31 protein-coding genes, 1 tRNA gene and 1 other RNA gene are annotated in these 26,931 nt (G+C 35.3%); 15 read left to right on the top strand and 18 right to left on the bottom strand.

What is annotated here, in order from left to right; translation table 11 throughout:
• The first annotated feature begins 26 nt into the window (after window positions 1–26).
• Window positions 27–407 carry an ankyrin repeat domain-containing protein gene (locus FUA48_RS14705; protein WP_147584228.1) on the top strand — a complete coding sequence of 127 codons (381 nt, stop codon included), beginning with the start codon at window positions 27–29 and terminating at the stop codon, window positions 405–407.
• A gap of 53 nt (window positions 408–460) precedes the next feature.
• On the opposite strand, the gene FUA48_RS14700 is transcribed toward FUA48_RS14705, so the two are convergent.
• Window positions 461–1,549 carry a M42 family metallopeptidase gene (locus FUA48_RS14700; RefSeq protein WP_147584227.1) on the bottom strand — a complete coding sequence of 363 codons (1,089 nt, stop codon included), beginning with the start codon at window positions 1,547–1,549 and terminating at the stop codon, window positions 461–463.
• A 79-nt stretch (window positions 1,550–1,628) separates the two neighbouring features.
• On the opposite strand from FUA48_RS14700, the gene FUA48_RS14695 reads away from it, so the two are divergent.
• On the top strand, window positions 1,629–2,309 hold the full coding sequence (locus tag FUA48_RS14695) for a DUF4294 domain-containing protein (protein WP_147584226.1): 681 nt from the start codon (window positions 1,629–1,631) through the stop codon (window positions 2,307–2,309).
• 75 nt (window positions 2,310–2,384) lie between these two features.
• Window positions 2,385–2,744: a hypothetical protein gene (locus FUA48_RS14690; RefSeq protein WP_147584225.1), complete on the top strand. Its 360-nt coding sequence runs from the start codon at window positions 2,385–2,387 to the stop codon at window positions 2,742–2,744.
• Here FUA48_RS14690 and FUA48_RS14685 read toward each other — a convergent pair.
• Complete coding sequence (locus FUA48_RS14685) at window positions 2,741–3,085, bottom strand: DNA polymerase III (protein WP_240732477.1); 345 nt, start codon at window positions 3,083–3,085, stop codon at window positions 2,741–2,743. The two genes, FUA48_RS14690 and FUA48_RS14685, sit on opposite strands and share 4 nt — an antisense overlap.
• Window positions 3,086–3,173: 88 nt before the next feature.
• Here FUA48_RS14685 and FUA48_RS14680 point away from each other — a divergent pair, with 88 nt between their 5' ends.
• Window positions 3,174–3,416, top strand: a complete 243-nt coding sequence (locus FUA48_RS14680) for a hypothetical protein (protein ID WP_147584223.1) — start codon at window positions 3,174–3,176, stop codon at window positions 3,414–3,416.
• 13 nt (window positions 3,417–3,429) lie between these two features.
• Here FUA48_RS14680 and dnaX read toward each other — a convergent pair whose 3' ends face one another.
• The 3 genes from dnaX to FUA48_RS14665 all read right to left on the bottom strand — a co-directional run bounded on the left by dnaX (window position 3,430) and on the right by FUA48_RS14665 (window position 5,988).
• Window positions 3,430–4,515 carry a DNA polymerase III subunit gamma/tau gene (gene dnaX, locus FUA48_RS14675; RefSeq protein WP_147584222.1) on the bottom strand — a complete coding sequence of 362 codons (1,086 nt, stop codon included), beginning with the start codon at window positions 4,513–4,515 and terminating at the stop codon, window positions 3,430–3,432.
• Between the two features lie 83 nt (window positions 4,516–4,598).
• A complete protein-coding gene (locus tag FUA48_RS14670; protein WP_147584221.1) occupies window positions 4,599–5,672 on the bottom strand; it encodes a DNA topoisomerase IB in 1,074 nt (357 codons plus the stop codon).
• Window positions 5,659–5,988 (bottom strand): hypothetical protein, encoded by a 330-nt coding sequence (locus FUA48_RS14665; RefSeq protein WP_147584220.1) that lies wholly within the window; start codon window positions 5,986–5,988, stop codon window positions 5,659–5,661. Before FUA48_RS14665 ends, FUA48_RS14670 begins: the two co-directional genes overlap by 14 nt.
• A 175-nt stretch (window positions 5,989–6,163) precedes the next feature.
• Between FUA48_RS14665 and rnpB the strand changes: the two genes are divergently transcribed.
• An RNA gene (gene rnpB / locus FUA48_RS14660) (RNase P RNA component class A) lies at window positions 6,164–6,473 on the top strand.
• Here the strand turns inward: rnpB and FUA48_RS14655 are convergent.
• Genes FUA48_RS14655 through FUA48_RS14645 form a run of 3 tightly spaced genes read right to left on the bottom strand, consistent with a single transcriptional unit; the run spans window position 6,472 to window position 8,458 of the window.
• Window positions 6,472–7,020 (bottom strand): DUF3575 domain-containing protein, encoded by a 549-nt coding sequence (locus FUA48_RS14655; RefSeq protein ID WP_147584219.1) that lies wholly within the window; start codon window positions 7,018–7,020, stop codon window positions 6,472–6,474. The two genes, rnpB and FUA48_RS14655, sit on opposite strands and share 2 nt — an antisense overlap.
• Before the next feature lie 50 nt (window positions 7,021–7,070).
• Complete coding sequence (gene rsmD / locus FUA48_RS14650) at window positions 7,071–7,658, bottom strand: 16S rRNA (guanine(966)-N(2))-methyltransferase RsmD (protein ID WP_147584218.1); 588 nt, start codon at window positions 7,656–7,658, stop codon at window positions 7,071–7,073.
• Window positions 7,655–8,458, bottom strand: a complete 804-nt coding sequence (locus tag FUA48_RS14645; protein WP_147584217.1) for a DUF3822 family protein — start codon at window positions 8,456–8,458, stop codon at window positions 7,655–7,657. Before FUA48_RS14645 ends, rsmD begins: the two co-directional genes overlap by 4 nt.
• Before the next feature lie 111 nt (window positions 8,459–8,569).
• Between FUA48_RS14645 and FUA48_RS14640 the strand changes: the two genes are divergently transcribed.
• Together FUA48_RS14640 and kdsB are read left to right on the top strand one after the other, a co-directional pair.
• Window positions 8,570–9,991: an ATP-dependent DNA helicase gene (locus FUA48_RS14640; protein WP_147584216.1), complete on the top strand. Its 1,422-nt coding sequence runs from the start codon at window positions 8,570–8,572 to the stop codon at window positions 9,989–9,991.
• Between the two features lie 18 nt (window positions 9,992–10,009).
• Window positions 10,010–10,738 (top strand): 3-deoxy-manno-octulosonate cytidylyltransferase, encoded by a 729-nt coding sequence (gene kdsB / locus FUA48_RS14635; protein WP_147584215.1) that lies wholly within the window; start codon window positions 10,010–10,012, stop codon window positions 10,736–10,738.
• Here the strand turns inward: kdsB and FUA48_RS14630 are convergent.
• The gene (locus FUA48_RS14630) at window positions 10,735–11,454 is read right to left on the bottom strand and encodes a phytanoyl-CoA dioxygenase family protein (RefSeq protein ID WP_147584214.1); all 720 of its coding nucleotides are present in this window, start codon (window positions 11,452–11,454) and stop codon (window positions 10,735–10,737) included. The genes kdsB and FUA48_RS14630 overlap by 4 nt on opposite strands.
• 4 nt (window positions 11,455–11,458) lie before the next feature.
• Window positions 11,459–12,121, bottom strand: coding sequence for a spermidine synthase (locus FUA48_RS14625; RefSeq protein ID WP_147584213.1), 663 nt, complete (start codon window positions 12,119–12,121; stop codon window positions 11,459–11,461).
• Between the two features lie 60 nt (window positions 12,122–12,181).
• Here FUA48_RS14625 and FUA48_RS14620 point away from each other — a divergent pair, with 60 nt between their 5' ends.
• Window positions 12,182–12,733, top strand: a complete 552-nt coding sequence (locus tag FUA48_RS14620; protein ID WP_147584212.1) for a 1-acyl-sn-glycerol-3-phosphate acyltransferase — start codon at window positions 12,182–12,184, stop codon at window positions 12,731–12,733.
• A 191-nt stretch (window positions 12,734–12,924) separates the two neighbouring features.
• On the opposite strand, the gene FUA48_RS14615 is transcribed toward FUA48_RS14620, so the two are convergent.
• Window positions 12,925–13,434, bottom strand: a complete 510-nt coding sequence (locus tag FUA48_RS14615) for a helix-turn-helix domain-containing protein (RefSeq protein ID WP_147584211.1) — start codon at window positions 13,432–13,434, stop codon at window positions 12,925–12,927.
• 280 nt (window positions 13,435–13,714) lie between these two features.
• Here FUA48_RS14615 and FUA48_RS14610 point away from each other — a divergent pair, with 280 nt between their 5' ends.
• The 4 genes from FUA48_RS14610 (at window position 13,715) to FUA48_RS14595 (ending at window position 18,636) form a co-directional block, all read left to right on the top strand.
• Window positions 13,715–14,875: a M14 family metallopeptidase gene (locus FUA48_RS14610; RefSeq protein WP_147584210.1), complete on the top strand. Its 1,161-nt coding sequence runs from the start codon at window positions 13,715–13,717 to the stop codon at window positions 14,873–14,875.
• Window positions 14,876–14,966: 91 nt separating this feature from the next.
• Window positions 14,967–15,446 (top strand): Lrp/AsnC family transcriptional regulator, encoded by a 480-nt coding sequence (locus tag FUA48_RS14605; protein ID WP_035130789.1) that lies wholly within the window; start codon window positions 14,967–14,969, stop codon window positions 15,444–15,446.
• A 79-nt stretch (window positions 15,447–15,525) separates the two neighbouring features.
• On the top strand, window positions 15,526–18,108 hold the full coding sequence (locus FUA48_RS14600; RefSeq protein ID WP_147584209.1) for a phosphoenolpyruvate carboxylase: 2,583 nt from the start codon (window positions 15,526–15,528) through the stop codon (window positions 18,106–18,108).
• Between the two features lie 9 nt (window positions 18,109–18,117).
• Window positions 18,118–18,636, top strand: a complete 519-nt coding sequence (locus FUA48_RS14595; RefSeq protein ID WP_147584208.1) for a DinB family protein — start codon at window positions 18,118–18,120, stop codon at window positions 18,634–18,636.
• A 28-nt stretch (window positions 18,637–18,664) separates the two neighbouring features.
• On the opposite strand, the gene FUA48_RS14590 is transcribed toward FUA48_RS14595, so the two are convergent.
• The 6 genes from FUA48_RS14590 to aroB all read right to left on the bottom strand — a co-directional run bounded on the left by FUA48_RS14590 (window position 18,665) and on the right by aroB (window position 23,356).
• Window positions 18,665–19,165 carry a hypothetical protein gene (locus FUA48_RS14590; protein WP_147584207.1) on the bottom strand — a complete coding sequence of 167 codons (501 nt, stop codon included), beginning with the start codon at window positions 19,163–19,165 and terminating at the stop codon, window positions 18,665–18,667.
• A gap of 90 nt (window positions 19,166–19,255) precedes the next feature.
• Window positions 19,256–19,570: a hypothetical protein gene (locus tag FUA48_RS14585; RefSeq protein WP_147584206.1), complete on the bottom strand. Its 315-nt coding sequence runs from the start codon at window positions 19,568–19,570 to the stop codon at window positions 19,256–19,258.
• A 9-nt stretch (window positions 19,571–19,579) separates the two neighbouring features.
• Complete coding sequence (locus tag FUA48_RS14580; RefSeq protein ID WP_147584205.1) at window positions 19,580–20,551, bottom strand: deoxyhypusine synthase family protein; 972 nt, start codon at window positions 20,549–20,551, stop codon at window positions 19,580–19,582.
• A 44-nt stretch (window positions 20,552–20,595) separates the two neighbouring features.
• Window positions 20,596–21,996: a type III PLP-dependent enzyme domain-containing protein gene (locus tag FUA48_RS14575; RefSeq protein ID WP_129749697.1), complete on the bottom strand. Its 1,401-nt coding sequence runs from the start codon at window positions 21,994–21,996 to the stop codon at window positions 20,596–20,598.
• 61 nt (window positions 21,997–22,057) lie between these two features.
• Complete coding sequence (locus FUA48_RS18425; RefSeq protein ID WP_168196995.1) at window positions 22,058–22,231, bottom strand: hypothetical protein; 174 nt, start codon at window positions 22,229–22,231, stop codon at window positions 22,058–22,060.
• Window positions 22,232–22,288: 57 nt separating this feature from the next.
• Window positions 22,289–23,356: a 3-dehydroquinate synthase gene (gene aroB / locus FUA48_RS14570; protein WP_147584204.1), complete on the bottom strand. Its 1,068-nt coding sequence runs from the start codon at window positions 23,354–23,356 to the stop codon at window positions 22,289–22,291.
• A gap of 91 nt (window positions 23,357–23,447) precedes the next feature.
• On the opposite strand from aroB, the gene FUA48_RS14565 reads away from it, so the two are divergent.
• The 3 genes from FUA48_RS14565 (at window position 23,448) to FUA48_RS14555 (ending at window position 25,210) form a co-directional block, all read left to right on the top strand.
• Complete coding sequence (locus tag FUA48_RS14565) at window positions 23,448–24,617, top strand: proline dehydrogenase family protein (protein ID WP_147584203.1); 1,170 nt, start codon at window positions 23,448–23,450, stop codon at window positions 24,615–24,617.
• Between the two features lie 46 nt (window positions 24,618–24,663).
• Window positions 24,664–25,038 carry a DUF4258 domain-containing protein gene (locus FUA48_RS14560; protein ID WP_147584202.1) on the top strand — a complete coding sequence of 125 codons (375 nt, stop codon included), beginning with the start codon at window positions 24,664–24,666 and terminating at the stop codon, window positions 25,036–25,038.
• A 94-nt stretch (window positions 25,039–25,132) separates the two neighbouring features.
• A tRNA-Val gene (locus FUA48_RS14555) sits at window positions 25,133–25,210 on the top strand.
• Between the two features lie 106 nt (window positions 25,211–25,316).
• Here the strand turns inward: FUA48_RS14555 and FUA48_RS14550 are convergent.
• Complete coding sequence (locus FUA48_RS14550) at window positions 25,317–26,708, bottom strand: cyclodeaminase/cyclohydrolase family protein (RefSeq protein ID WP_147584201.1); 1,392 nt, start codon at window positions 26,706–26,708, stop codon at window positions 25,317–25,319.
• Window positions 26,709–26,931: the final 223 nt, after the last annotated feature.

The following is a 26,931-nucleotide window of genomic DNA, read 5'->3' as shown; positions in this document are numbered from 1 at the left end:
AAATCATCAATTAAAAATCAATCATCATGAAAAAAACGATCATTTATTTAGGCCTTGCCATATTTACATTCAGTAATGTTACAATGGCATCAACTTCTGTTAAACCTGCTACCGGATTTGAGTTAGTAAAGGAGTATAAAACCAACACTCCGCTTTGCAATGCTGTTTGCAAAGGTGATGTGGAGACAGTTAAAAAATTCATTGAATATGGTGTTGATGTAAATGAAACATCAAACGGTAAAACGCCTTTAATGCTGGCAGCTCGCTATAACAATGTTGAAATTATAAAGTTATTAGTTGATAACGGCGCATACATTAATGCAAAAGACGAAAAAGGTTATACAGCCTTAAAATATGCAGAGGCGTCTAACGCAAAAGAAGCAGTGGAGTTTCTTAAAGATGCATAATTAATACTTTATGTCCTAAATGAAAAAAGCACCTCTTAGAGGTGCTTTTTATATTATTTGAAGTAAGAGAAAGTCTCTTCGTTTTCAATTTTTAAAAGTGATTCATAAATCAGCTTTATTACATTTTCAACGTCATCTCTGTGAACCATTTCCACCGTGGTATGCATATAGCGAAGAGGAAGCGAAATAAGAGCAGAGGCCACACCGCCATTACTGTAAGCAAAAGCATCGGTATCTGTACCTGTAACACGAGAAGAAGCCAGTCTCTGGAAAGGTATTTCGTTTTTCTCAGCAGCCTCAATTATAAGTTCTCTTAAGTTATTTTGTACAGCAGGAGCATAGGTAATAACCGGCCCTTTACCTATTTGAGTTTCGCCTTCAATACGTTTGTCTATCATTGGTGTTGTGCTGTCATGGCAAACATCTGTAACAATAGCAACATTAGGGCGTATGGTTTTGGTAATCATTTCTGCACCTCTTAGGCCAACTTCTTCCTGTACCGAGTTTGTTATATAAAGTCCAAAAGGCAGTTTCTTTTTATTTTCGTGAAGTAGTCTTGCTACCTCGGCAATCATAAATCCGCCAATCCTGTTATCTATAGCTCTGCAAACAAATTTATTGTCGTTAAGTACCATAAAATCGTCAGGATAGGTAACAACACAACCTACATGTACACCCAGTTTTTCAACCTCTTCTTTAGATGAACAGCCCAGGTCTATAAAGATATTCTCTATTTTTGCCTGCTCTTCCTTATCGCGTAAACGGGTATGTATAGCCGGCCAGCCGAATACACCTTTTACAATACCTTTTTTGGTATGTATGTTTACACGTTTAGAAGGGGCAATCATATGGTCAGATCCTCCGTTTCTGATAACATAAATAAGTCCGTTATCCGTTATATAGTTAACGTACCATGAAATCTCGTCGCTATGTCCTTCTATTACAACTTTATATTTGGCATCAGGATTGATTATACCTACTGCAGTACCATAAGTATCAGTTATAAAAGTATCAACATAGGGCTTAAGGTATTCCATCCATATTTTTTGGCCTCCGGACTCATATCCTGTAGGAGACGGATTGTTTAAATATTTCTCTAAAAAGGCTAAAGAATCGTTGTTAAGTATAGATTTTGTAGACATAAATATAATTTTTGGCTAAAATATAAATAACATTACAGAGTTAGGTATAATTGTATAAATTTGACATAAATTTTCTTATATGAAAGCAGGAATTTTCTCTTTATTGCTATTTTTCGGTACAGCTTTTTGCTTTGGGCAGGAAGTTGTAAATGATACTGTGAAAAATGGTATTGTAAATGAGGCAGAGACCGATAGCATAACTTTTAATTATGAGTTGGAAGATCTGGTGATTTCTAATGTAAATGATGAGCTTTCTGCAGATGAGAAAAAAAGGCTTTTAATTCTTAAAAGAAGAGTACTAAAGGTATATCCCTATGCTAAAATAGCGGCTGACAGGCTTACCCTGCTTAACGCTAACATGGCTAAGCTTAAAACCGATAAGGAAAAGAAAAAGTACTCTAAGATAGTTGAAAAATACCTAGAGGATGAGTTTGAAGCCCAGCTTAAAAAACTATCAAGAAAAGACGGTCAAATTCTGGTTAAGCTTATACACAGGCAAACAGGGGAGTCTACTTTCGATTTAATAAAGGAACATAAAAGTGGCTGGAAGGCTTTTTGGTCTAACCGTATGGCTAAACTGTTTGATATAGATATTAAAAGAAAATACAGCCCTGCAACCGTACCGGAAGATTATTATATTGAAGGTTATTTACTTGAAGCTTTTGATGCGCACAGACTGGCAAGACAGGAACCCGCTTTTGAAATTGATTATGAAGCCATATCTGAAATGTGGCGTGAAAAGAATAAAAAGGATAATTAAAAATTACTTAATACCTGCTTATCAATTACTTAAACTTTAAGCCGCACCTTTGCACCAATGCTAAAGCAATGCATTATGGAGAACCTGACAGGTAAACCCAAAAAGCAAAAGAAGGTGAAGAAAGAGCAGTTAAACACCCCACAGGAACTGGCTACACTACTGCAGGCCAGAAATATTGACACCGCCCGTTTTGAACCTATAGGGGCAGGATTTTACCACTTATATGAAGATTGTTTTAATGCCTCGGTTATTTGTATAGACCGAAAAAAGTTTGAGGAAGGAACTCCTTATTTGGTAAAAATAATTCTTGAAGATTTTACTAATGATGAATATCTGGCTTTTCGTAAGCGTTTTGAAGTTATTATTAATCCGGAGTATCGCAATTATTATAATTTAAACATTGCAGACGAGCTGCTGCAAAGCCAGATAGCTTAAATATCTAAGTCGAAAGTTTTTCGTAGTACTTCAAGAGCAGGATTAATAGCCTTTAGTTTTTCATAACGTTCTTCAGGAGTAAACGCATATTTCTTTTCTACAACCTCATTTACATGTGTCTCTACTACTATGTCGTGATTATGAAGTTTGCCTCTTAAATAGCCTAAAAGGTCTATTTTATTGTTATCAAAATCTACTTTAGATCCTTCGTTTGGCAACTCAAGCTTAATGGTAAACCCGTCATCCTGTAAAACAGGGTCGTTAATCTGCATGTAGGTAGCCATAATCTTTTGGCCGCTATCGCTTAGTCGTTGCGCAAATTTATTCCATAATAAGCGCATGTCCGTTTCATTAAAAGCTTCTTTAGGAAGCTCATCATGATGCCTTTGGCTAACCTTTTGCTGTTCGGCGATTTCACGTTTCTGCCTGATGCTGTTAAGCGATAAAGCAGATACTTTTACGGTACCGTCAGGTTCTGGTTCCGGTTTAGGTGGTGCTTTTACTTCAACAGGCTCTTCAACTTCAAGTTCTTTTGCCGGTAATGGCGATATTCCTGTTGCCTTTTGTTCAGTAACAACTGGAGCAGGAGGGGTGGTGTTAGTAGTTTGTATTGATGAATTTGCAGGAGTGCTTTGCTGCGTACCGTTTACAGGTGCAGTTGTTCCTTTATAATAATGTGGTGGAATTATAAATTTGTCAGCTTTTTTTTTTCTCCATCAAAAGTGATAGAGGCAAGCTGCATAAGGCAAAGTTCAACTAAAAGCCTTTGATTTTGGCTTGCCTTATACTTTAAATCGCAGTCGTTAGCAATATCTATAGCTGTTAGTAAAAAATCCTGAGGTGCTTTTTGAGCCTGTTGGCCATACATAGCCTGTGCAGCTTCTCCGGCTTCAAGTAATACCAGTGTTGCAGGGTTTTTACAAACTAACAAATCACGAAAGTGTGAAGCCAGTCCCGCTACAAAATGATGTCCGTCAAATCCTTTTGCTAAAATATCGTTATAAGCTAAAAGTAGCTCAGGTATTTTGTTCTCTAAAACAAGGTCGGTTACCTTAACATAGTACTCATAATCAAGTACATTTAGGTTTTCTGTTACAGCCTGACGTGTTAGGTTAGTGCCACAATAACTAACTACCCTGTCAAAAATAGAAAGGGCATCACGCATGGCGCCATCAGCCTTTTGAGCAATTATATGCAATGCATCGTCTTCAAATTCAATGCCCTGGCTTTTAGCTACCTCTGCAAGGTGTTCTTTCGCGTCTTTTACCGTTATACGCTTAAAATCAAATATCTGACAGCGCGATAAAATTGTTGGAATGATTTTATGTTTTTCGGTAGTCGCCAATATAAAAATGGCATGTCTTGGTGGTTCTTCAAGTGTTTTAAGAAACGCATTGAAGGCCGCCTGAGAAAGCATATGTACCTCGTCGATGATATAAACCTTATATTTTCCTGTTTGCGGAGGTATCCTAACCTGGTCAATAAGATTACGAATATCGTCTACAGAGTTGTTTGATGCCGCATCGAGCTCAAATACATTGAATGCAAAATCTTCGTTAGGGTCATCATAACCTTCCTGATTAATTTTACGGGCAAGTATACGCGCACAGGTTGTTTTTCCAACTCCTCTCGGGCCTGTAAAAAGCAGTGCCTGCGCAAGGTGGTTGTTATCTATGGCATTTAGAAGCGTATTGGTAATAGCCTGCTGACCTACAACATCCTTAAAGGTTTGCGGGCGGTATTTACGGGCTGATACTATAAACTGTTCCATAGAAAAATCTGTGCAACAAATATAATAATTGCAGGGGCAATGACAATATTGTTTAAAAGGTAATAATTAAAAGTTACTAACATTTAGGCTACCACTTCGGCAATATCTTCCGTTGTTAGCAGTTCCAAAAGTGCTTTCTCTTCGGCATTAAAACGGTCTTCTTCCTTATTTACAGGTTTGTAGTTCCAAATGGAGCCATTTTCATAAGAAGCTATAACTGTAGGGTGAACATAATATTTTTTACAAACAGTTCTTGTGTTGCCCAGTTTTGCTGCTACACTATCCAATACGTTTACAATTTTCTTTTTGCAATCTGTAATATTAGTATGTTCACCTATTTCATGAAAAGCGCATAGCGCGTTAAGGCTTCCTGCCCACGACCTGAAATCTTTTGCGGTAAAATCTTCTCCTGTTATTTCTTTTAAATAGGCATTTACATCGGCCGAGCCTATACTATGATGGGTACCATCATCGTCATAATACTGGAAAAGCTCATATCCGGGAATATCGCGGCATTTTTTTACTAAAGCTGCTAACCTGCGGCTTTGCAGTTTTATTTTATGTTTAACCCCTTTTTTTCCTGTAAAATCAAATAGTACAGTAGTATTTTCAAACTTTACATGTTTATCCCTAAGGGTAGTTAACCCAAAGGAGCCATAAAGCTTTTTATAAGCATCATTACCTATACGGATATTAGTTAGTTCGATAAGTTTAACTACCAGTGCCACAACCTTTTCATAGGGAAGTCCTTTGCGCCTAAGGTCTTTTTCTACCTGATCACGAATATCAGGGAGAGCCAGGGCAAATCTCCTTAATCTGTAAAATTTTGATTGATTACGTATTTTATTCCATTCCGGATGATAACGATATTGTTTTCTGCCTTTAGTATCTGTACCTGTTACCTGCAAATGGCCATTTTCAAATGGCGATATCCATACATTTTCCCATGCGGGAGGGATAACCAGTTTTTTAATACGGTCTAAAACTTCGGAATCCTCAACTTTATTGCCGTCATGGTCCAAATAGGAAAAGCCATTGGGTTCCCGCTTTCTGTAATAGCCTTTATCGCAATTTAAAGAATAACGTAAGCCAACGGCTTTTGCGGTAACTTTTGGATCGGTACCTATTTTTTCGAGTTTATTTTTAAGCCTTCGCATTGTTTTCGGCACAGCCTTGGTCTCTTCCTTTAATACTCAAATTATGTAGCATTTTTGCAGCACTTTTTTCTGTATAAGCACCTTGTCCAGCTACAAAAACCCCTTTTTCCCCATCATTAGAAATTATACCGTATACGGTTGCCTCGTCACCCGGATCGGTTTCACCTTCATAACGATATATATGCTCTATGGTGAAATCTTCGCAGTGCTGCTTAATACGGTCTTCCTCAAGATTAAAATCGGTTGTAAACCCTTTTTGATACAGCTCTTCCAAAGCTTTGGAAACAGTTGCGTAATGATACATTTGCCTATCCATAATTTCTGTGTTTTAAAGTTAAGTTTGTTTGATATTTAAAATTAACCATTTAGAATCTAGGCTGCTGCCAACTAAATGTTAAACAAAAAGCCTCTAGTTATAAGAAAATCTTAAATGATTTGTAAGGCTTTACATGTTTTCTCCAAACACTTTAAAAACTTAATGTATCTTTGCCGCCGCAGGCCGCCTTATCGCTGCGCTAACGCGCGGAGGAAAGTCCGGACACCATAGGGCAGCATAGCGGGTAACGCCCGTCATTCCGTGAAAGCGGGAGAGGACAAGTGCAACAGAAAGGATGTACAGGTAATGCTGTAGTGAAATCAGGTAAACTCTATGCGGTGAAATGCCATGTATACCGGCAACTAAGAACTGCCCGTTCAATGCCGGGGGGTAGGCAGATAGACCCCTGCAGTAATGCAGGGGCCAGATAAATGATAAGGGTTCCGTAAGGAATACAGAATCCGGCTTACAGGCCTGCTTTTTTTATAATTTGTAGCTAAACATTATACCTGCCCTATAAGGCAGCCATTCACCACTTTTATTATAATTTTTTACGTGCTCGTAGCGAATATCGGTACCCAGGTAATAGCCTTTATAGCTAGCCTGCTGATTACCGCCTCCCATAAACATGTCAACCATCCACTTTTCGTTTATTTTTAGTTGATAGCCTACGGTAACACCAAAAAACAAAGCGTATCCTTTTTGGTAAAGATTGGAGTTGATGTAATTCCATTTTTGTAAAGTGAATTTACTGCCTCCAATGTGACCGCCCACGTAGATACCATTATAATTTTCGGTGAAATGATATCTTAATTCAGAAATACCCATGATTGTTTTAAACGGAGCACCATTTAATGATTGCCAATACGCTCCTAAAACATCAAACTGATAAGTAACTTTTTTACCCAATGAAGTCTCCACCCCAACCTGAGGGATTCCCAAAATAGTTGAAGGTGCATTAAACTTAAAATAAGTTTGTGAAAATGAAAGGGTAACAGTAAATAAAAGAACAATTAAAAAAAACTTTTTCATAGCTAAAAAAAGACCCCTTGTGTGGCCTGTATTATTGGTAAGATTAATGATTATTCCAATTCATCATCTTCTGAAATACCGGTGTCTTCAAATTCTTCATTATCAAATTCGAAGAAAGTAAAGTAGGATCCCCCATAATTTTTCTGGAAAGAGAAATTCATCAGGTGATCCATTTTGGTATACTTTGAATGCTCGATAATCATAATGCCATCTTCCTGCAACAGTTCGTTTTCAAAAACAAGTGTTGCAATCTCTTCAAAATTCTCCTGACTCATATCGTAAGGTGGATCGGCAAAAATTATATCGTAAGAAGATTTGTTGGTTTTCAGGAACTTAACAACATCACTTTTTATGGCAGAAATTGGCAATTCAAATTCAGCAGCGGTTTGCTTAATGAACTTGATACAACCAAAATCGGCATCAACCGATGTTATATTATCCGCACCTCTTGATCCGAACTCATAACTTATATTCCCTGTGCCTGAAAACAGGTCAAGTACTTTAAGTCCGTCAAAATCAATGCGGTTATTAAGGATATTGAACAGCGATTCTTTAGACATATCTGTAGTTGGTCTTACAGGCAGGTTCTTAGGGGCTGTAATCCTTCTTCCTTTATATTTTCCTGATATTATTCTCATGAGTTAAACAGTATATAATGCTGCAGTGTCTGGTCCATGCTTCTGTCCCATTTCTCCTTAAGGGCAAAAGGCTCAAACAACACAACATTTCTTATGTATTTATAAGCTATTTCATAACACGGATGCATCTCATTTATTTTACCAAGTAATGAAACTTTTATGAACTCAGGGTTAAGCTGTAGTTGTTCAAAAGTAAACAGGAGGTAATAAAGAAAGTCTTCCGGGGTGTTATATTCAAACGAATTAAACAGCAACAGTTTTTGGTTACGTACCACAATAATCTCAAAATGAGTGGCCTGTATGTGCACAAAAACCTGCTTGTCATCTATATTTCTTGATGTGTCAAGAAGTTTAGAAACCAGTATGCTGTTTGTATTCTTATATTCAAAAGAGCCGTAGCGGTCTATTAAAAAGTTGTTTACGTCCATAAACGGAACGTGAACGTTGTTTATATCGTAATTTTCAATAGTATCGTAGGCAAAAAAGTCGGTATCAAAAACCTTTGTGTTGTATTGAAGGTAACTACCTAAAAATTCGTCGTCAAAAAGGGCGGTAGGAACAAAGGTATTAAGGCTGTTGTCATGAAGCACCACAATCTCATCATAGTCATACATCAACTCAGGGTGGTTAACAAATGCCTTCCATAACTGGTCTTCCAGTGGTTTTAATATGGAAAATGCAATACTGTGGCAGTCTGTTATCTTCTGATTCAAGGTGTCAAAACAACAAAAAGACATTTCGTTCAGCGAAATCTGCATCGAAAGTTTCTTATAGTTTTTTGTTGTGATGGTTTGGCTCATTTAGTAATTTTTGATGAGTTACAAATTTACATTCTTTTTTGGTTTGGCACGGGCTACTCATAAAAATCCCCTTATCTTTGAGCTTCAATTTAAAAAAGACTTCAATTATTAATGACTTCAGCCGCTTTTTACAAAATACTCCGCAAACAGTTTCCTTACAATCCAACTGTAAAACAGGATGTATTTTTACAAAAAATAGCCGAATTTATAACCAATAACGAAAATAATGACCTCTTTGTTTTAAAGGGATATGCGGGTACAGGTAAAACTACCATAATAAGTACGCTGGTAAACCATTTAAGGGAAGCGGAAAAAAAATATGTATTACTGGCACCAACGGGCAGGGCAGCCAAAGTAATAGCCAATTATTCCCAAAAACCGGCTTTTACCATCCATAAACGTATTTATTTCCCTAAAAAGAGTAGTGGCGGTGCTATGGGTTTTACCATGCAGCAAAACAAGCATAAAAACACCATTTTTATTGTAGATGAAGCATCGATGATATCTGATGTGGCAGCAGAGTCTAAAATGTATGAAAACGGCTCTCTGCTGGACGATCTTATCTCATATGTATATTCGGGTCAGAATTGTAAAATGATCTTAATTGGGGACACCGCACAGCTTCCTCCGGTAAATTTAGATATAAGTCCTGCGCTTAATATTGATACATTATCGCTGAATTATGATAAAAATGTTCAGCAGATTGAACTGGACGAGGTAATGCGACAGGAAACAGACTCGGGTATCCTTTACAACGCTACAGAATTGAGGGAAGTACTTAAATCTCACTTTATAGATACTTTTCAGTTTAAGGTAAGGGGATTTAAGGATATAATGCGACTGGTTGACGGTTATGATATACAGGATGCTATTAATCAGGCATACAGCAATTACAGTATAGAAGATACGGCTTTTATAGTGCGCTCTAACAAACGGGCTAATTTATACAACCATCAAATAAGGACAAAAATACTTTCAAGAGAGAGCGAACTTTCTACCGGAGATTTTTTAATGGTGGTAAAGAATAATTATTTTTGGCTTACCGAAAAATCGGAAGCAGGATTTATTGCTAACGGTGATATTATTGAAATACTGGAGATATTCCGTATACAGGAACTTTACGGTTTTAAATTTGCAAGTGTTAAGATAAGGATGGTAGATTATCCAAATCAGCCTGCCTTTGAGACAGTATTATTACTGGATACCATAACAAGCGAATCGCCATCACTTACTTATGAGGAGTCTAACAGGCTCTATCAGGAAGTGCAAAAAGATTATGAAGGAGAAAGTAATTACCGTAAATTCATGAAGGTAAAGAACAATCCTTATTTCAATGCGTTACAGGTAAAATTTTCTTATGCCATAACCTGCCACAAATCGCAGGGAGGGCAATGGAATACTGTTTTTATAGAGCAGCCTTATTTGCCCGAAGGTATAGACAGTGACTATATAAGATGGCTTTATACTGCTGTAACACGTGCTAAAGACAGGCTTTACCTTATCGGTTTTAAGGATGATTATTTTGAAGAATAAAATTTTAATACACTGAAAATGAAAATTATAGCAGTTATACCGGCACGATATGCCTCAACACGTTTTCCGGCAAAATTAATGCAGGATTTGGGAGGTAAAACAGTTATTTCACGCACTTATGAGGCAGCTGTAAAAACAGAACTGTTTGATGATGTGTTTGTTGTGACGGATTCTGATATAATTTTCAATGAAATTACTTCAAACGGAGGTAAGGCTATAATGAGCGTTAAGGAACATGAGAGCGGTAGTGACCGTATTGCCGAAGCTGTAGAAAACCTTGATGTTGATATAGTGGTAAATGTTCAGGGAGATGAGCCTTTTATAAACAAAGAGCCGCTTGCCGATTTGCTTGAAGTTTTTAAAAGCGATGCAGCCCGCGAAATTGACTTGGCTTCTGTAATGATGCATATAACCGATTGGGAAGATATAGAGAATCCTAACAATGTAAAGGTTATTGTAGATCAAAAACATTTTGGCCTTTATTTTTCACGATCAGTAATTCCGTACCCAAGGGATAAGGAAGCAGGAGTGAGGTATTTTAAGCATATAGGTATTTATGCTTTCAGGAAACATGCCCTTATGGATTTTTACAAACTACCGATGCAAAGCCTAGAAGCTTCTGAAAAACTGGAGCAGCTTCGTTACCTGGAATACGGAAAAAAAATCCGTATGGTGGAAACCTCACATGCAGGTATTGGTATAGATACTCCTGAGGATTTGGAAAAAGCCAGAAAAATGTTAGGTTAATTTACATTCAGTTTTTCAGCCCATTTAATTTCTTTAGGTAATTCCATATTACTGAATTCAATATGAATAACCCTTCTGTTGCTATTGTTTACTGTTCTGGCAGAGCTATGTAATATTAGTGGTTTCATTATCATGACACCTCCTTTGTCTACGTTGCAGGTAGCCTCTTTTTCTGTATTCCAGTCAATGGTTTCCGGGCGGTATATCTTTTTAAGATGAGATTCCGGTATTACTTTAAGTGCTCCGTTATTCTCATCGGTATCATCGAGGTGGATACGGATAGTGAAAATATTTTCTAATATTTCAATAGGGGGCTGCACGGCAAACTGATTTTGCTTTACAGTCCACGGACCAAAATTTTCAATTTCAGTCTTTTTATCGACCGATATGGTTAAATCCTGATGGTAAGCCACAAACCAGTTTGAATTACCCGGTTTATCAAAATAAATGGATTTTATAGAAAAGTAATCGTTTCCAAAAAGAGCACTGATTATAGTTTTAAGTTTTCCATTAAAAACCAAAGGTTGTACATCAGGAATTTCTTTTAAAAACTGCCTTATCGCAAAAAGGTCTTTAGATTTTCTAAAAGTATCTCCGGTATTTTTTGTGCTATTTATTATGGCTGCGATATCTTCTGTTTCCTGTTTTGTATAGATGTTATTTAAAACAGTAAATCCGTTGTTTTCAATCTCGTTTTTGTTAACAGCAAAATCCATAAACTTATTGTAGTTTTTTTATGGTGAACAGTTCGTTGTGGTCCTCAACTTTCGGGTACATTCTAACGGAATAATCCTCTGTAAAACGGGAGCGGTAAAGCAAATTACGCTCTTTATCTTTTTTGTTTAAAGTCATGGTATTAAAAAGTATAAAACCATTTACCTTAAGTAGAAAATTAATTCTGTTTATAAAGAATTCTTCAAATAAAAAATTAGGCATTACCGTATCCTGGAAGATGTCAATTATAATTAAATCGTACTTTTCTTTTGTTTTTAAAACAAACTCAAAAGCATCATCATTTATAAGGGTTAGGTTAGGTATTTCGTTAAGCTTAAAATAATCGTTGGCAATTGTAATTACATCGGCATCCAGTTCAACTCCAGTAATCCGGCCTTTAAAGCCTATTTCGTTGGCAATAGTTTTAATAACACTTCCGCCGGCAACACCTAATACAAGTACGTTGTCAAATTTTTTAATTCGCTCAAAGCCAATGTAGTGAAGCCCTTTTCTTAGTATACGTTGCAGACTACCATAAGAATAATTTGTACTTTTAGAGTCAAGTACCAGTTGTCCGTTATTCCAGGTAACTTCAAGGGTTTTATTAATTGCAGAATTTCGTTTATAGATATTTACGGGGATAAAATAGCTAAGGAATTTCTTAAGCATTTCAATGTATTTCGTTATTGTAAATATATGCTATTTTTGCGCCTGTTTCTTTAAAAGCCTATGAAAAAAATATATCGATTTATCTTCTTTAAGTTAATGGGTTGGCGCTTAAACGGTTCTATGTCGCCCGAACTTAAAAAATGTATTATAATAGTAGTTCCCCATACCAGTTGGATGGATTTTGCTATTGGGGTTTTTGCCCGGGGGAGTATAGGTCTGGAAATGCACTATGTTGCTAAAAAAGAGCTTTTTGTATTTCCGGTAGGGGCGTGGTTTCGCTGGATGGGAGGTGCTCCGCTTGACAGGCAGAAAAATGAGAACAAAGTAGAGGCTATTGCCAATATCTTTAAAAACAGGGAAGTGTTTAGGTTAGCTATAGCACCTGAAGGAACCCGTAAAAAAGTAGATAGCTGGAAAACCGGGTTTTATTATATAGCACTTGAGGCTAAAGTACCTATAGTAGCTGTAGCTTTTGATTACGGTAAAAAAGAGGTGAAATTAGCACCGCCGTTTTATCCTACAGGAAATAAGGAAGAAGACTTTAAAATACTGGAGTCTAACTACAAAGGTGTTACGGGCTATATACCCGAAAACAGCTATAAAAATGATTAAGAATAGTTTAACTAAAAATTATATTTGTTTAACATTTAATAGATGTAAATTTACAATACACCAATAAAAATAATATTAAGTGTATTTAAAAACAGCCGGGAGAAGGCTACTTTTTAGGAGAAAATAAATTTGTGTTTGTTTTATTGGTTAATGGACCCCGGAATTCTGGTTGAATTTCGGGGTTTCTTTTTTTATGCTTTAGGTTTATAATGTTTAAAAGTCCCGTCTTTATAGAAAATCACAACCTGTTCCACTTCAGAGTGATTATAAGTGATTGGTATATTGTTAACTTGAGCAGCGGCTTTATTCTTTTCTTCAATATGCTGTTCAGTAACTTCCGGCTCATTTATTTCAACTTCTTCGGTTTTCTTTTCTGACACTGAAAACAAATCTTCAAAATTAGTTTTGGTTTCATTTACCGAAGGAGGAGGAGGGGTAAGCTGAACTATATTTTCATTTTCATGTTTTGCCTCACCTTTAGGAAAAGATCCCTTACCATTTAGTAACCAATACAAATCTACCTCAGGATAATTGTCTGTAATACGCATTACAAAATCCAGACTGGGTTTATTTCTTCCGGATAAAAGATGTGATAATCCTGATCGCTGTACACCAATCTGATCTGCAAAAACAGAAGCAGATATACTGTAGTAATCTAAAATTGTTTCAAGTCTTTTAATGAAATCTTCTGTGTTTATCATTGTAAACAAGTATTGATTTATTAGTATTTTACAAATGTAAACAAATATATTTGATTACACAAACACGTATTATAATATCTAAAAAACACTAAACAAAAAGTTTAACTATATATACTTAAATCCCTGATAATTAAAATAATAATACTTGTATTTAAGAGACTGTTAAAGTGTTTGCTGTAATAATGAAGGTATTGTTTACAAAAGTAAACAAAAGAATTAATTTCATTGTTTACAATTGTAAAAATTAAGATGTTTACTTTTGTAATCTAAATTATTAAGCATGGATTTTGAAGGGATTTTCAGTAAATATGTAAACACTCAATTACGAGGAAGATACATTACTAATAAACATATTGAACCAATATTAAACGACTTAAAAAACGATTTTGAAATTGGTGTTGCAGGTCATTCAGTTTTAAATAAACCTATATATAGTATTAAAACCGGTACTGGATCAACCAGAGTTTTTATATGGTCTCAAATGCACGGAAATGAATCAACCACCACTAAAGCGGTTTTTGACTTCTTAAACTTCCTTAAAAGCGATGATGAACTTGCAAAGTCATTTAAACAACATTTCACCTATTATATATTGCCCATAGTTAATCCTGACGGTGCTGAACTTTACACGCGTGCTAATGCTAATGAAGTGGATTTAAACCGCGATTCGGTAAATCTTTCACAACCGGAAGCTAAAGTACTGAGGGGAGCTTTTGACTCCTTTAAACCGCATTTTGCATATAACATGCATGATCAGCGTACAATATTTGGATTAGGAGATGATAATCCCAAACCGGCTACTGTATCATTCCTTGCACCATCTTATAATGAGGAGCGAGAGGTAAATGAACCGAGACAAACAGCGATTAATGTTATTGCTGCAATGAATGAAACTTTACAGGAGTTTATACCGGGGCAGGTAGGTAGGTTTGATGACGGATTTAATATTAACTGTATAGGTGATATGTTTCAATCAATAGGGGTGCCAACAATCCTTTTTGAGGCAGGACATTATCAAAATGACTATTTAAGAGAAAAAACACGAAAATTTGTGTTTTTTGCAATATTATCAGGATTTAATGCTATTTACGAAAACGTTATAGTTGTTAACAAAAGAGAAGATTATTTCAGAATTCCTCAAAATAAGGTAATATTTTTTGACTTCATGTATAAAAATGTCAAAATTAATTATGAAAATAAAGAAATTATCACGAATTTTGCATCTCATTACAAGGAAGTCTTAATTGATAATTCTGTAATTTTTGAAGCTTTTATTAAGGAAATAGGGGATTCTGGTAATTTTTATGGTCATGAAGAGTATGATTGCCAGCAAGAACTTTTTACAGGGGAGGGCGGAAGTCATTTGCCAAAAAGTGAAGAAAAAGCAGATTTTATAATAGGTAAAAACAGAGAATTTGTTAATGGATTAGAAAAAAAATAACAATATTCTTTTTTTATTGAAAATAAATTAATTTTTTTGTAGTGGTTTTATTATTAACAAATATATAATCTACCTAAAAAAAGTTACGCTTATGAGCAAGTTTCGTTTAGATGAAGTTGATCACCAGATATTAGATATGCTGATTGACAATACTAGGGTTCCGTTTACTGATATAGCCAAAAAACTATTAATTTCTGCAGGAACAGTCCATGTAAGGGTTAAAAAAATGGAAGATGCAGGAATTATTCAGGGTTCTTCTCTTACTTTAGATTACGAAAAACTTGGATATTCATTTATCGCTTATGTAGGTGTATTTCTTCATAACACTTCACAAACTAAATTTGTTCTTGAAAGGATAAACGAAATACCGTTTGTAACTGTTGCACATGTTACTACTGGTAAATTTAATATATTCTGTAAAATAAGAGCAAGAGATACCAAGCACGCAAAAGAAGTTATCTTTATGATAGATGATATTGAAGGTGTTTACAGAACGGAAACTATGATATCACTTGAAGAAAGCATAAACGACAAAAAACGTTTAATGCACACAATCTTCAAAGATCTGTAAGATTTTTTATAAAAAGTTTATAACCCTCATGTTAGTCGCATGAGGGTTTTTTTATTAAATTCAGTAAAAAATAATAAGTATGTACCCAGCAACCAGAATAGAACGTTTTAAAGAGAATGTTGAGCTTAAATATCAGCTATTTAACAGCATTTTCATGACGCTTCCTTTTGATGCCATTGATAATACCGGTGTGTTGTTACCATTGTTTACTGAAACTTGTGAAAATGGATTTAAACAAAATAAGAGCCCACGGGAAATTTTTGATGCATTTATAGAAAAATACCAACAGGACAGTACCGAACAGCAAAAAATAGACCTTATGTTCCGCTTTATACAATATGTGGAGCGGCAGGTTGTGCTTTTTGACGCAATAGAGGATGCTGCTTTTTTGAATCTTCATAATATAGAAGGAGCAGGTTCTTTAAGGGAAATCCGTGAAAAGGCAGAAATCCAGGGTTATGGCGATGAATTAAAAGATTTTTTAGAGGAGTTTCAGGTAAGGACTGTGTTGACCGCGCATCCAACGCAGTTTTATCCAGGATCAGTATTAGGTATTATTACCGATTTGACAGAAGCCATTAAAAACAATAACCTTTCTGAAATAAAAACATTACTGGCTCAATTAGGAAAAACCCCTTTTATAAAAAAAGAAAAACCAACCCCTTTTGATGAAGCGGTAAGCCTTATATGGTATCTGGAAAATGTTTTTTATAAAACAGCTGGTGAGATGTCTTTTTATATTCAGGATACTATATATAAAGGAGAGAATCTTAACCATCCGGTTATGTCTTTTGGCTTTTGGCCCGGAGGTGATAGGGACGGTAATCCGTTTGTAACTACAGAGATAACTCTTAATGTTGCTGCAAGATTACGTACTTCCATACTCAAATGTTATTATAGGGATATCAGGAAAATGAGGCGCAAGCTTACCTTCCCTGGGGTAGAGCCTTTAGTAATTGAAATTGAACAAAAGCTTTACCGTTCGGTATTCTATTCTCAGGGAGAATTATATATTGAGTTGGACGAGCTTAAAGCATTGCTTAATGAAATTAGGGAAATAGTAGTTGAAAGACATCAGTCACTTTATATAGATGAAATAGATAAACTTATAAATAAGGTAAATCTTTTCGGTTTTCATTTTGCAACACTGGATATAAGGCAAAACAGCCGCATACATGATAATGTAGTTAAAGATGTGCTTAGTAATCTTGACGGCAAAAATAGTACTGATGTGGCTTCAGGATATGATTCATTAGCCGAAAAGGAAAAGCTAAAAGCTTTATTAGGACTTAAGGGTACTATTGAAACTAAGGATTTTGAAGATGATAATACCAGAATGACACTGGAGTCAATCCTTGCAATGAAAACCATTCAGGAAAGAAACGGAGAACAGGGCGCAAACCGTTATATTATAAGTAATAACGAAAATGCTCACAATGTCCTGGAACTACTGACTTTGTTTGAATTGCTGGAGTGGCAGGAACCGGATGTTGATATTGTTCCGCTTTTTGAAACCGTAGACGATTTGAAAGAAGCAGGTGAGGCAATGCGTAAATTGTATGAAAATCCAAAATATGCCCATCATCTAAAAAGGAGAGGTAACAGGCAAACTATTATGCTTGGTTTTTCTGATGGTACAAAAGACGGAGGGTATCTTATGGCTAACTGGAGTATCTATACCGCAAAAGAAAATCTTACTGCTGTTGCCCGTGAATACGGTATTAAAGTAATATTTTTTGACGGCCGTGGCGGACCACCGGCAAGGGGTGGGGGTAAAACCCATAAGTTTTATGCTTCATTAGGGCCTTCTATAGAAAATAATGAAATTCAGATAACTATTCAGGGGCAAACCATCAGTTCTAATTTTGGTACGTTGGATTCCTGCAGGTATAATCTTGAAAATCTTTTAAGTGCCGGAATTATTAACGGTGTATTTAATAAGGATAAAAAACAACTAACTTCAGGACAAAGGAAAATGTTTGATGAACTGGCAAAGCTAAGTTTTGACAAATATACCGAGTTTAAAAATCATCCGAAGTTTCTGCCGTACCTTGAAAAAATGAGTACGCTTAACTATTATGCGAAAACCAATATCGGCAGCAGGCCTTCAAAAAGAAGTAAATCGGCCCAGTTGGATTTCAACGATTTAAGAGCTATTCCGTTTGTAGGGTCTTGGAGCCAGTTAAAACAAAATGTTCCCGGATTTTATGGTGTAGGATATGCATTAGGCGAAATGGAAAAAAACGGAAAATGGAATGAAGTGGAAGAATTATACGAACAGTCGTTATTTTTCAGGACACTTATAGAAAACAGTATGATGTCACTTTCAAAATCGTTTTTCCCGTTAACGGCTTATATGAAAGAGGATAAGGAGTTCGGCTCATTTTGGGAAATTATTCATAATGAATACCTTGAAACAAACAGGCTATTGCTTAAAGTTTCGGGTTACAAAGAATTGATGGAGAATTATCCTGATGGTGTGGCTTCCATTAAAATGAGAGAACATATTGTATTACCTTTGTTAACTATACAGCAATATGCCCTTCATAAAATAAGGCAGATGAAAAACGGGGAAGAGAAGGACAACTTGCTTGAGGTTTATGAAAAAATAGTAACACGTTCCCTTTTCGGGAATATTAATGCCAGCAGGAATTCTGCCTAAACTTAAAAAATGAAAGTAAAAGAATTATCGAGTGACGAGTATGCTCCGTATTGTGAAACCTATCTCATAAATGTTGACGACACCTACACTTTAACCGAATGGCTGGAAGTGAGTGTACATGAATTTATCCACTTTGTACAGGATATCCCAATGGATAAGCATGGCTACAGATATGCGGAAGGAAAATGGACAATTAAAGAAATTATTCAGCATATTATTGATACTGAACGTATTTTTGCTTACAGGGCGTTGAGAATTTCAAGAAATGATAAAACTCCGTTGCCTGGTTTTGATGAAAGTGATTATGCTAATAACACTGATGCAGAAAACAGAGGCTTACAGGATATACTTACTGAACTTGCATTAGTAAGGCAGTCTAGTATGATGCTGTTTAAATCTTTTTCTCAGGAACAATTACTAAGAAAAGGAGAGGCATCAGGACATCAGGTGTCGGTAAGGGCATTAGGTTTTTTGATTACGGCACATCAAAAACATCATATGAAAGTTTTTAAGGAAAGATATCTATAATAATAAAAAAAGCCCTTTCGGGCTTTTTTTATTTACAGTCTACCTTAGAAAGCGTTTGGGTAGAAGCGGCTTCTTTGTTTTTATATTTCCATATACCGTCTTCACCTTCAATCATTTCTCCATATATAATAGAGACCTGATTTTCTCCTAAGGTAAATACCAGTTCTTCTTTATAATTCATGCCTTCGGCAGAATAATCGGCAATAGCGTTCCCTGTATTTCCGCTAAGCGTACCTTTAAAAGTGCTTAATTTTTTGTCTTTCTCAAAAGGTAACCAGTTAAAAGTACCGCTAATACTGTCACCTTCTCTTTCAAGCTCAAAAACAATGCTGTCTCTAATAACTCTGTTCTCATTGTACTCGGCTTTACTTTCTGTAACTTTCAAAAAGCACATTTTTTCATAAGAAGGAGTTTCCGTTACATTTTTCTCTGCTTTTTCTTCGGGTACTACAACCTCTTCATTTTTTTTATCGTTACATGAGACAAATAATGATGTTGTAATAATAAGTAATGCTGCTGTTTTCTTCATGATTAATGGTTTTTTATAAAAATAAACCATTACGCAAAAAAAAAGAACTCAATTAAGAGTTCTTTAATATATCATTATTCCTGATACCTGTTATTCTTCTTCTTCTTCTTCAGTATCCTCGCTTTCGTCAGCAATTTCAAGATCTTTTAAAGCATCAAGATCATCGCTGCCGTCTGCATCAAGATCGTCATCTTCATAATTTTCGATTCTGTCTGCAAGCTTAGTACTTACTTTTACCAGGTAAATGGTATCCTCAGTACGTACTTCTACCGCTTCGATAGTTTCGTTTTTTGCATTTTTAAAACGGATGATGTCCGAATCATCATATCCGTCAGGAAATTTTTCCACAAGAAGGGTTAAAATTTCATTAGTCAATTTGGCGTAATCAACAATAACTCTTTTCATAAAATGATATTATAAATCTAACAGGTAAGCAAAAATTAGAGGGGCAACAATTGTTGCGTCCGATTCGATAATGAATTTAGGTGTGTTGATATCCAGTTTACCCCAAGTGATCTTTTCGTTAGGAACAGCACCCGAGTAAGAACCGTAACTTGTTGTTGAGTCTGATATTTGACAGAAATAGCTCCAGAAAGGAACATCGTGCATTTCCATATCCTGATAAAGCATTGGTACTACACAAATAGGGAAGTCACCAGCTATACCACCACCAATTTGGAAGAAGCCTACGCCATTGTTACTGTTTTTAGTATACCAGTCTGCAAGGAAAGTCATGTATTCAATGCCTGATTTCATTGTAGTTGCTTTAAGTTCGCCCTTAATTACATAAGAAGCAAAAATATTTCCCATAGTACTGTCTTCCCAACCCGGAACCACTATTGGAAGGTTCTTTTCGGCAGCTGCATACATCCAGCTGTCTTTAAGGTCTATTTCATAATACTCTTCAAGAGCACCGGAAAGTAAAAGTTTATACATAAACTCATGAGGGAAGTATCTTTCACCTTTATCATCAGCATCTTTCCAAATCTTGTAGATGTGTTTTTGCAGCCTTCTGAAAGCTTCGTGTTCCGGGATACATGTATCTGTTACACGATTAAGCCCTCTTTCCAGTAAGTCCCATTCCTGTTGCGGAGTAAGATCTCTGTAGTTTGGCACTCTTTCATAATGAGAGTGGGCTACAAGGTTCATAATATCCTCTTCAAGGTTAGCCCCTGTACATGAAATGATTTGCACTTTATCGCGACGAATCATTTCAGCGAAAATTTTACCAAGCTCCGCTGTACTCATAGCACCTGCTAATGTCACCATCATTTTAGCACCGCCTTTAAGCTGATCTTCATACGCTTTTGCAGCATCAACTAATGCAGCCGCATTGAAGTGTAGGTAGTGCTTTTCAATAAACTGGCTAATTGGTCCTTTGTTCATTTTAATATTGTTTATGTATGTTTTTTTAAAAAGTCAAAAATAGATTATTTTTTTTCGTATCCTAATATTTTTAGGATATCTTCTGCTTGTTGCTGCTCAGAAAATACTTCGGTAGCTAAAATACCGTTTTCGTCCCTGTCTATCAGGATGTGTTTTGGCTGTGGGATAAGGCAGTGGTGTAACCCTCCATATCCGCCAATTGTTTCCTGATAAGCCCCTGTATTAAAGAATCCGATATATAAAGGTTTCTCTTTATTGTATTTAGGCAGGTAAATGGCGTTCATGTTTTGCTCTGAGTTGTAGTAATCGTCACTATCACATGTCATACCACCTAAAAGAACCCTTTCATACTGGTCGTTCCAGCGGTTTATGGCAAGCATAATAAAACGCTTGTTAATTGCCCATGTATCCGGAAGGGTAGTAATGAAAGATGAATCGATCATATTCCATTTTTCCCTGTCATTCTGTTGTTTTTGGTAAAGTACCTGGTATATTGCACCAGCACTTTCACCTACAGTAAACGAACCGAACTCTGTAAAGATGTTTGGTACATCAACATCAGCTTCCTCACATGCAATCTTGATCTGATTAACAATTTCATCAATCATGTACTGGTAATCGTAATCAAAAGCCAGTGAGTTTTTGATTGGGAAACCACCACCTATGTTAAGGCTGTCCAGTGTAGGACATTCTTTTTTAAGGTTGATGTAAACTTTTAAACATTTTAAAAGTTCATTCCAGTAGTATGAAGTATCCCTTATACCTGTATTGATAAAGAAGTGAAGCATTTTAAGCTCCAGGTTCTTGTTTTCCTGTATTTGTTTTCTGTAAAAAGGTACAATGTTTCTGTAACCTATACCTAAACGAGAGGTGTAGAATTCGAACTTAGGCTCTTCTTCGGCAGCAATACGAATACCTATTTTAAACTTACCCTCAATTTGTTCCTGTAAAAGGTCCAGTTCTTCATAGTTGTCTATAATAGGAACAGTTTTATTATGTCCGCTGTTAATAAGCCTTGCAATACCTTCTATGTATCCGTCTCTTTTAAAGCCGTTACATATTACATAAGTATTCTTGTTTATTTTTCCTGACTCAAGCAGATTTTCAACAATATTTATGTCAAAAGCTGATGAAGTCTCTATATGTATATTATTTTTAAAAGCCTCATTCATTACATATTCAAAATGAGAACTCTTGGTACAGTAGCAATAGTAGTATTTACCATCGTACTTGTTTTTTTCCATGGCATTTCTAAACCATCCTTTTGCTTTACGGATGTTGTTAGAAATTTGTGGCAGGTATGTAAATTTTAAAGGTGTACCATATTGCTCCACAAGCTTCATAAGGTCTATGTTGTGGAATAACAGGTTGTCTTTATTTAAAGTGAATTCTTCCTGAGGGAAATAAAATGTCTGGTTTATCAGGTCAAAGTATTTTGTATTCATTGCTATTATTAAGTTTTGACAGATTATAAAATTAAGAAATACCTAAAGGAACAATCTGTTTTCAAACTCTTAAATTAGCATACATTATCTCTAAACTTTTGTGAATATTTTTATTAAATAAATTTTCATAACCTGTAATATTTTTCAGAAAAAGCATAAAACGCTTAATAAGGGCTAACTTACTGTTATCCCTTGTAGTTGCTGCTGTAGAAAGTATATTCAGGTCTCTTTTCATCGGCGCAAATGTAAAAAATATTCATTCGTATTTAAAAACAAATTTCTTAAAAAAATGTTACCCCAAATAGTTATTGAATGCGTTGATTATCAAATCGTTTTTGACAGGCTCATTAAATACGGCTTTTCCGATGCCTTTTAACAGCACAAACTTAACTTCTCCAAACTCACTTTTTTTGTCGTGAGACATTATATTTATGATGTTTAGAATATCGCTTTCTCTAAAGTGGGTAACCCCGAATAATGAAGTTATAACTTCTTTTATCTCGGTATATTCATTTAAAGTTAATAAATCTTTTTTAAATGATATATAACTTTCTAGAACCATACCTATAGCAATAGCTTCACCGTGAAGCAATTCTTCCTTTTCAGGGTCTTCCAGAAAATAAGATTCTATGGCATGGCCAAGGGTATGACCGAAGTTTAATATCTTTCTAAGGCCTTTTTCATTGAGGTCCTGAGATACTATATCGTTTTTAATAATTACAGAAGTATATATAAGCTCAAGCAGATCATCTGTTGTTAATCCGCTAAGGTCTAAAAACTGATTCCAGTAAGCCTTATTGCATATAAGTCCGTGTTTTAGCATTTCTGCAAGGCCCGATAACATTTGGTTTTGTGGTAATGTGTCCAGGTAATTAACATCTATTAAAACAGCAACAGGTGTGTTGATAACCCCAACCTGATTTTTAAGTGTCCCCAAATCGACTCCCGTCTTTCCGCCTACAGAAGCATCAACCATGGCAAGTAGGGAAGTAGGTACATTAATAAAGTCAATCCCCCTTTTAAAAGTAGAGGCAACAAATCCGCCCAAATCGGTAACCATACCGCCACCTACATTAATAAGAAGGCTTTTTCTGTCGGCACCCATTTCCGTAAGTGCATGCCAGGCCTGCACACAGGTTTCAATGGTCTTATTTATTTCTCCGGCATCAATTTCAAGTATCTCAATTTCCACCAGCGTGGCAAACTGGGCCAGAAAATTAGGGAGGCAAAGCTGAGAGGTGTTACTATCGGCTAATACAAATACTTTAGAATACTTTTCGGGAGTTACATTATCCCTTAGGAAAGCATAACAATCGGCATTAAAATAAACGGAATATCCTGTGGATTGAATAGCCTGCATAGTGTAGTGTTTTAATTATATCGCAAAATAAAGTATTTTATATCATTAATTCTTGAACAGTATTTATATTTGCACAAATTTTTTAAACACAATGGAAAAAATCTTCAACAATACAGCGGTTGCTTTTTCCCTTAAAAGTGATACTGAACTTGACAGGGCTTATTTTCTTTTTAAAATGATAGCTTCAGAGCCCTTAGTAAGAATAGGGACAGCGGTAACTAACTTTGCCCTAAAAGTACATTTACCTGTTGAAGGCCTTATAAGAGCTACAGTTTTTGATCATTTTTGCGGAGGTACTACAGAAGAGGACTGTCTTCCTGTTGTAGATAAAATGTTTACCAAAGGTGTTACTTCGGTTCTTGACTATTCTGTTGAAGCAAAAGAGGAGGAGTCGGAATTTGATAAAGCCCTTGAAAAAACATTAAAAACCATTGTTTTTGCAAAAGAAAGAGCAGCTATACCTTTTGCGGTATTTAAGCCTACCGGTTTCGGACGTTTTGAATTGTACCAAAAATTAGGTGAAGGAAAAACCTTTACTGTAGAAGAAGCTGCAGAGTGGAACAGGGTAATTGAGCGTTTTGAGAAGGTTTGTAAAACTGCTCATGAAATGGATGTTGCCTTATTGATTGATGCTGAAGAAAGCTGGATGCAGGATGCAGCCGATGATCTTGTGGCAGACATGATGCGTAAATACAACAAAGAGAAAGCTATTGTATACAATACCCTTCAAATGTACCGTTGGGACAGGCTGGATTACCTTAAAAAACTTCACGCTCAGGCTCAGGAAGAAGGTTTTCATATTGGTATGAAGGTAGTAAGAGGAGCTTATATGGAAAAAGAAAACAAAAGGGCAGAGGAGAAAGGTTATAAATCGCCTATTTGTGTTTCTAAAACAGCTACCGATGAAAATTATGATGCTGCTATAGAATATATGGTAGAACACATAGACAAGATGGCAGTTTTTGCAGGTACTCATAACGAAGAGAGTTCTTATAAGCTTATGCAGCTTATGGAAAAGAACGGTATAACTAAGGCCGACAGAAAAGTATTTTTCGGACAGCTTTATGGAATGAGCGACAACATTAGCTTTAACCTGGCTGAAAACGGTTATAATGTAACCAAGTATCTTCCGTTTGGTCCCGTAAGGGATGTTATGCCATACCTTATAAGAAGGGCAGAGGAGAATACCTCTGTAGCAGGGCAAACAACCCGTGAGCTTAATCTTATAAGTGCTGAAAGAAAGAGAAGAAAATTAGAATAATACACTAAAGCAGGCTTAGCCTGCTTTTTTCAAAAATATATTTACTATGAAATTTAAACACCGTTTAGCTTATTACCTTTTTGGAGCCCTTATTGGCTGTATGTTCTTATTTATGTTTTTAGATAAGAAAGATGCCGAGTTTTGTTATCTGCCCAACTGTAGGGTATTAAAGAATATTAGAAATAAACCTTTTACTATGTCAGAGGAGGCCAAGCAAAAATTAGAGGAAAACTGGGTAACAATGGATGATATAAAGAAATGTACAGAGCATGGCGACGTAGATTTTTCAAGAAGTAAAACCCTTTATAAAGGAGGTAAAATTTATGTTATTGAGGGCAGAAATGCTAATAATGAGCCTATTGAGATTGAGGTAGTAAATTTTGAAAATAAAGTACTTTTAAAAGACATAAAAAAACTTTAAAATATTTTTTAAAAACGCTTGCAAATACAAATACTAGATGTATATTTGCACTCGCAATAAGGAACTGATTAAGGGACGAAATTGCAGACATATCGGGCGATTAGCTCAGCTGGTTCAGAGCACCTCGTTTACACCGAGGGGGTCGGGGGTTCGAACCCCTCATCGCCCACCACTTCAAAAACTCCTCAGGAAACTGAGGAGTTTTTTGTTTATATTTTTGTAATTTTCACTATTATAAAACAGCTAGAGAGAATTTTAGTTAAAGTTTTTTGTGATGTTTAATATTTTACCAGTTCTAATTCTTCTAATCTAATTGCCATAGCTTCAACTGAAACATTAAATTGTTTGAAAAGGGAATTGTAGGAATTGTTATTATAAAATTCAGTTTTAGCTAACTTCCTGGACAAAGCTCTTAAATTATTACACTCTTTTCTTAAATCAGAACTAGACCGTCCACTAAATTTGAACGCATTGTCTTCGTTAATTTCGAATATATGTGTGTTAAATATTTTATAGAATTCTTTTTTTATTAGTTTACTAGGCATTAGAAAATATGTAGCAAACTTATCGGCTTCAATTTCGACTTGTTCGCGTTTCCTTTTATTAGCAGAGGAATCAGCTGGAATGTCTCTATGTAAAATTGATTGCTTATGAAGTATTGCGTGCCCAAGCTCATGAGCTGCAGTGAATCTCTGGACCTCTTTAGGGTATGAATTAGAAACTGCAACTATCTTTTTTGGTTGATCAATTATTCCTGCAATTTCAACTTCATGATTATTTTCTAATGGTATACCATATCTTCCAGAGTTAAAATAATCATAACCCAACACTGTTTTTAAAATAGAATCTGGGCTTAAAATATCTTTCTCTTCTTTAGGAGGAGTCTTTTTCCATATTAATTTATGATGTTTCCAAACAAGATTTTGTAAATCTTTCGTGCATTGTTCAATATTTACATTCTCTCTTCCTTTATACTTTAATAATAGATCATTAATACTTTCAAATAGTGGAATTTTCGTTTCAAACTCTTTCTCGAGAACTTTAATTTTTTCATCAGCTAGTACTGCCAATGTTTTATATTTGATGTTAAGTTTATTTACTTTATCAATAATAGATTTACAATAATTATATTCAGAACTATTGAATGAAAGTACATTTAATCTTATTATTGCAATACAGCCAGCAATAGCTGATACTGCACCACTTAAACCTACTTGAGAATCGCCTCTAGCTGATTTAAAACCTTTATCAAAAACATATGATGATATATCAGCAATTTCGGCACATAGTTCAGCAATTTCAAATGGAATCTCAATTGAAATTTTTAGTTCTTCTAGAGCTTCTCTTCTTAACTTATTTTGAGTAGCCTCATCATTTTCTTTATCTCTTGCAATTCTTAATTTAATAGTTTTATCAAATTGTTTAGAATCTTCTATAAAAAGATGTGTAAGTGTTGGATAAATATTTTTTTCAATTCTTTCTTGAAAGGTTATTAACTCAGTACTATACATAGTATATGCGGGTTTTTCCAATGTTAAACTTATAACTGTTGAAATAAGCTTGGCAGATACCATTCCTTGAAAGGCTGCAGCACTTCCCGAACCAGGTTTATGATTTCCTGCTCCGAATTTTTTCATTAATTCATTTACGGTAACTTCTAAAAGATTCATTTGTAAGTATATATGTTGTAAATATAACAAATACAAATATAATTTGTATAAATAATTATTAATTAAATATAATTAGAATTAGTTACCATATATCATGTTCTTTTTATAATAGTTCTAATGTATTATTTCGAATTTAAATGATTATTACCTCTCTACGATTTACTTCTTAAAAAAAAGACTTTTTAATTTACTCTAGTTATTTAAGTTAATAAACATCGATTGC

Source organism: Flavobacterium alkalisoli, assembly GCF_008000935.1.
GTDB classification, from domain to species: Bacteria; Bacteroidota; Bacteroidia; order Flavobacteriales; family Flavobacteriaceae; genus Flavobacterium; species Flavobacterium alkalisoli.
This window is presented reverse-complemented; position numbering and strand designations above follow the sequence as displayed.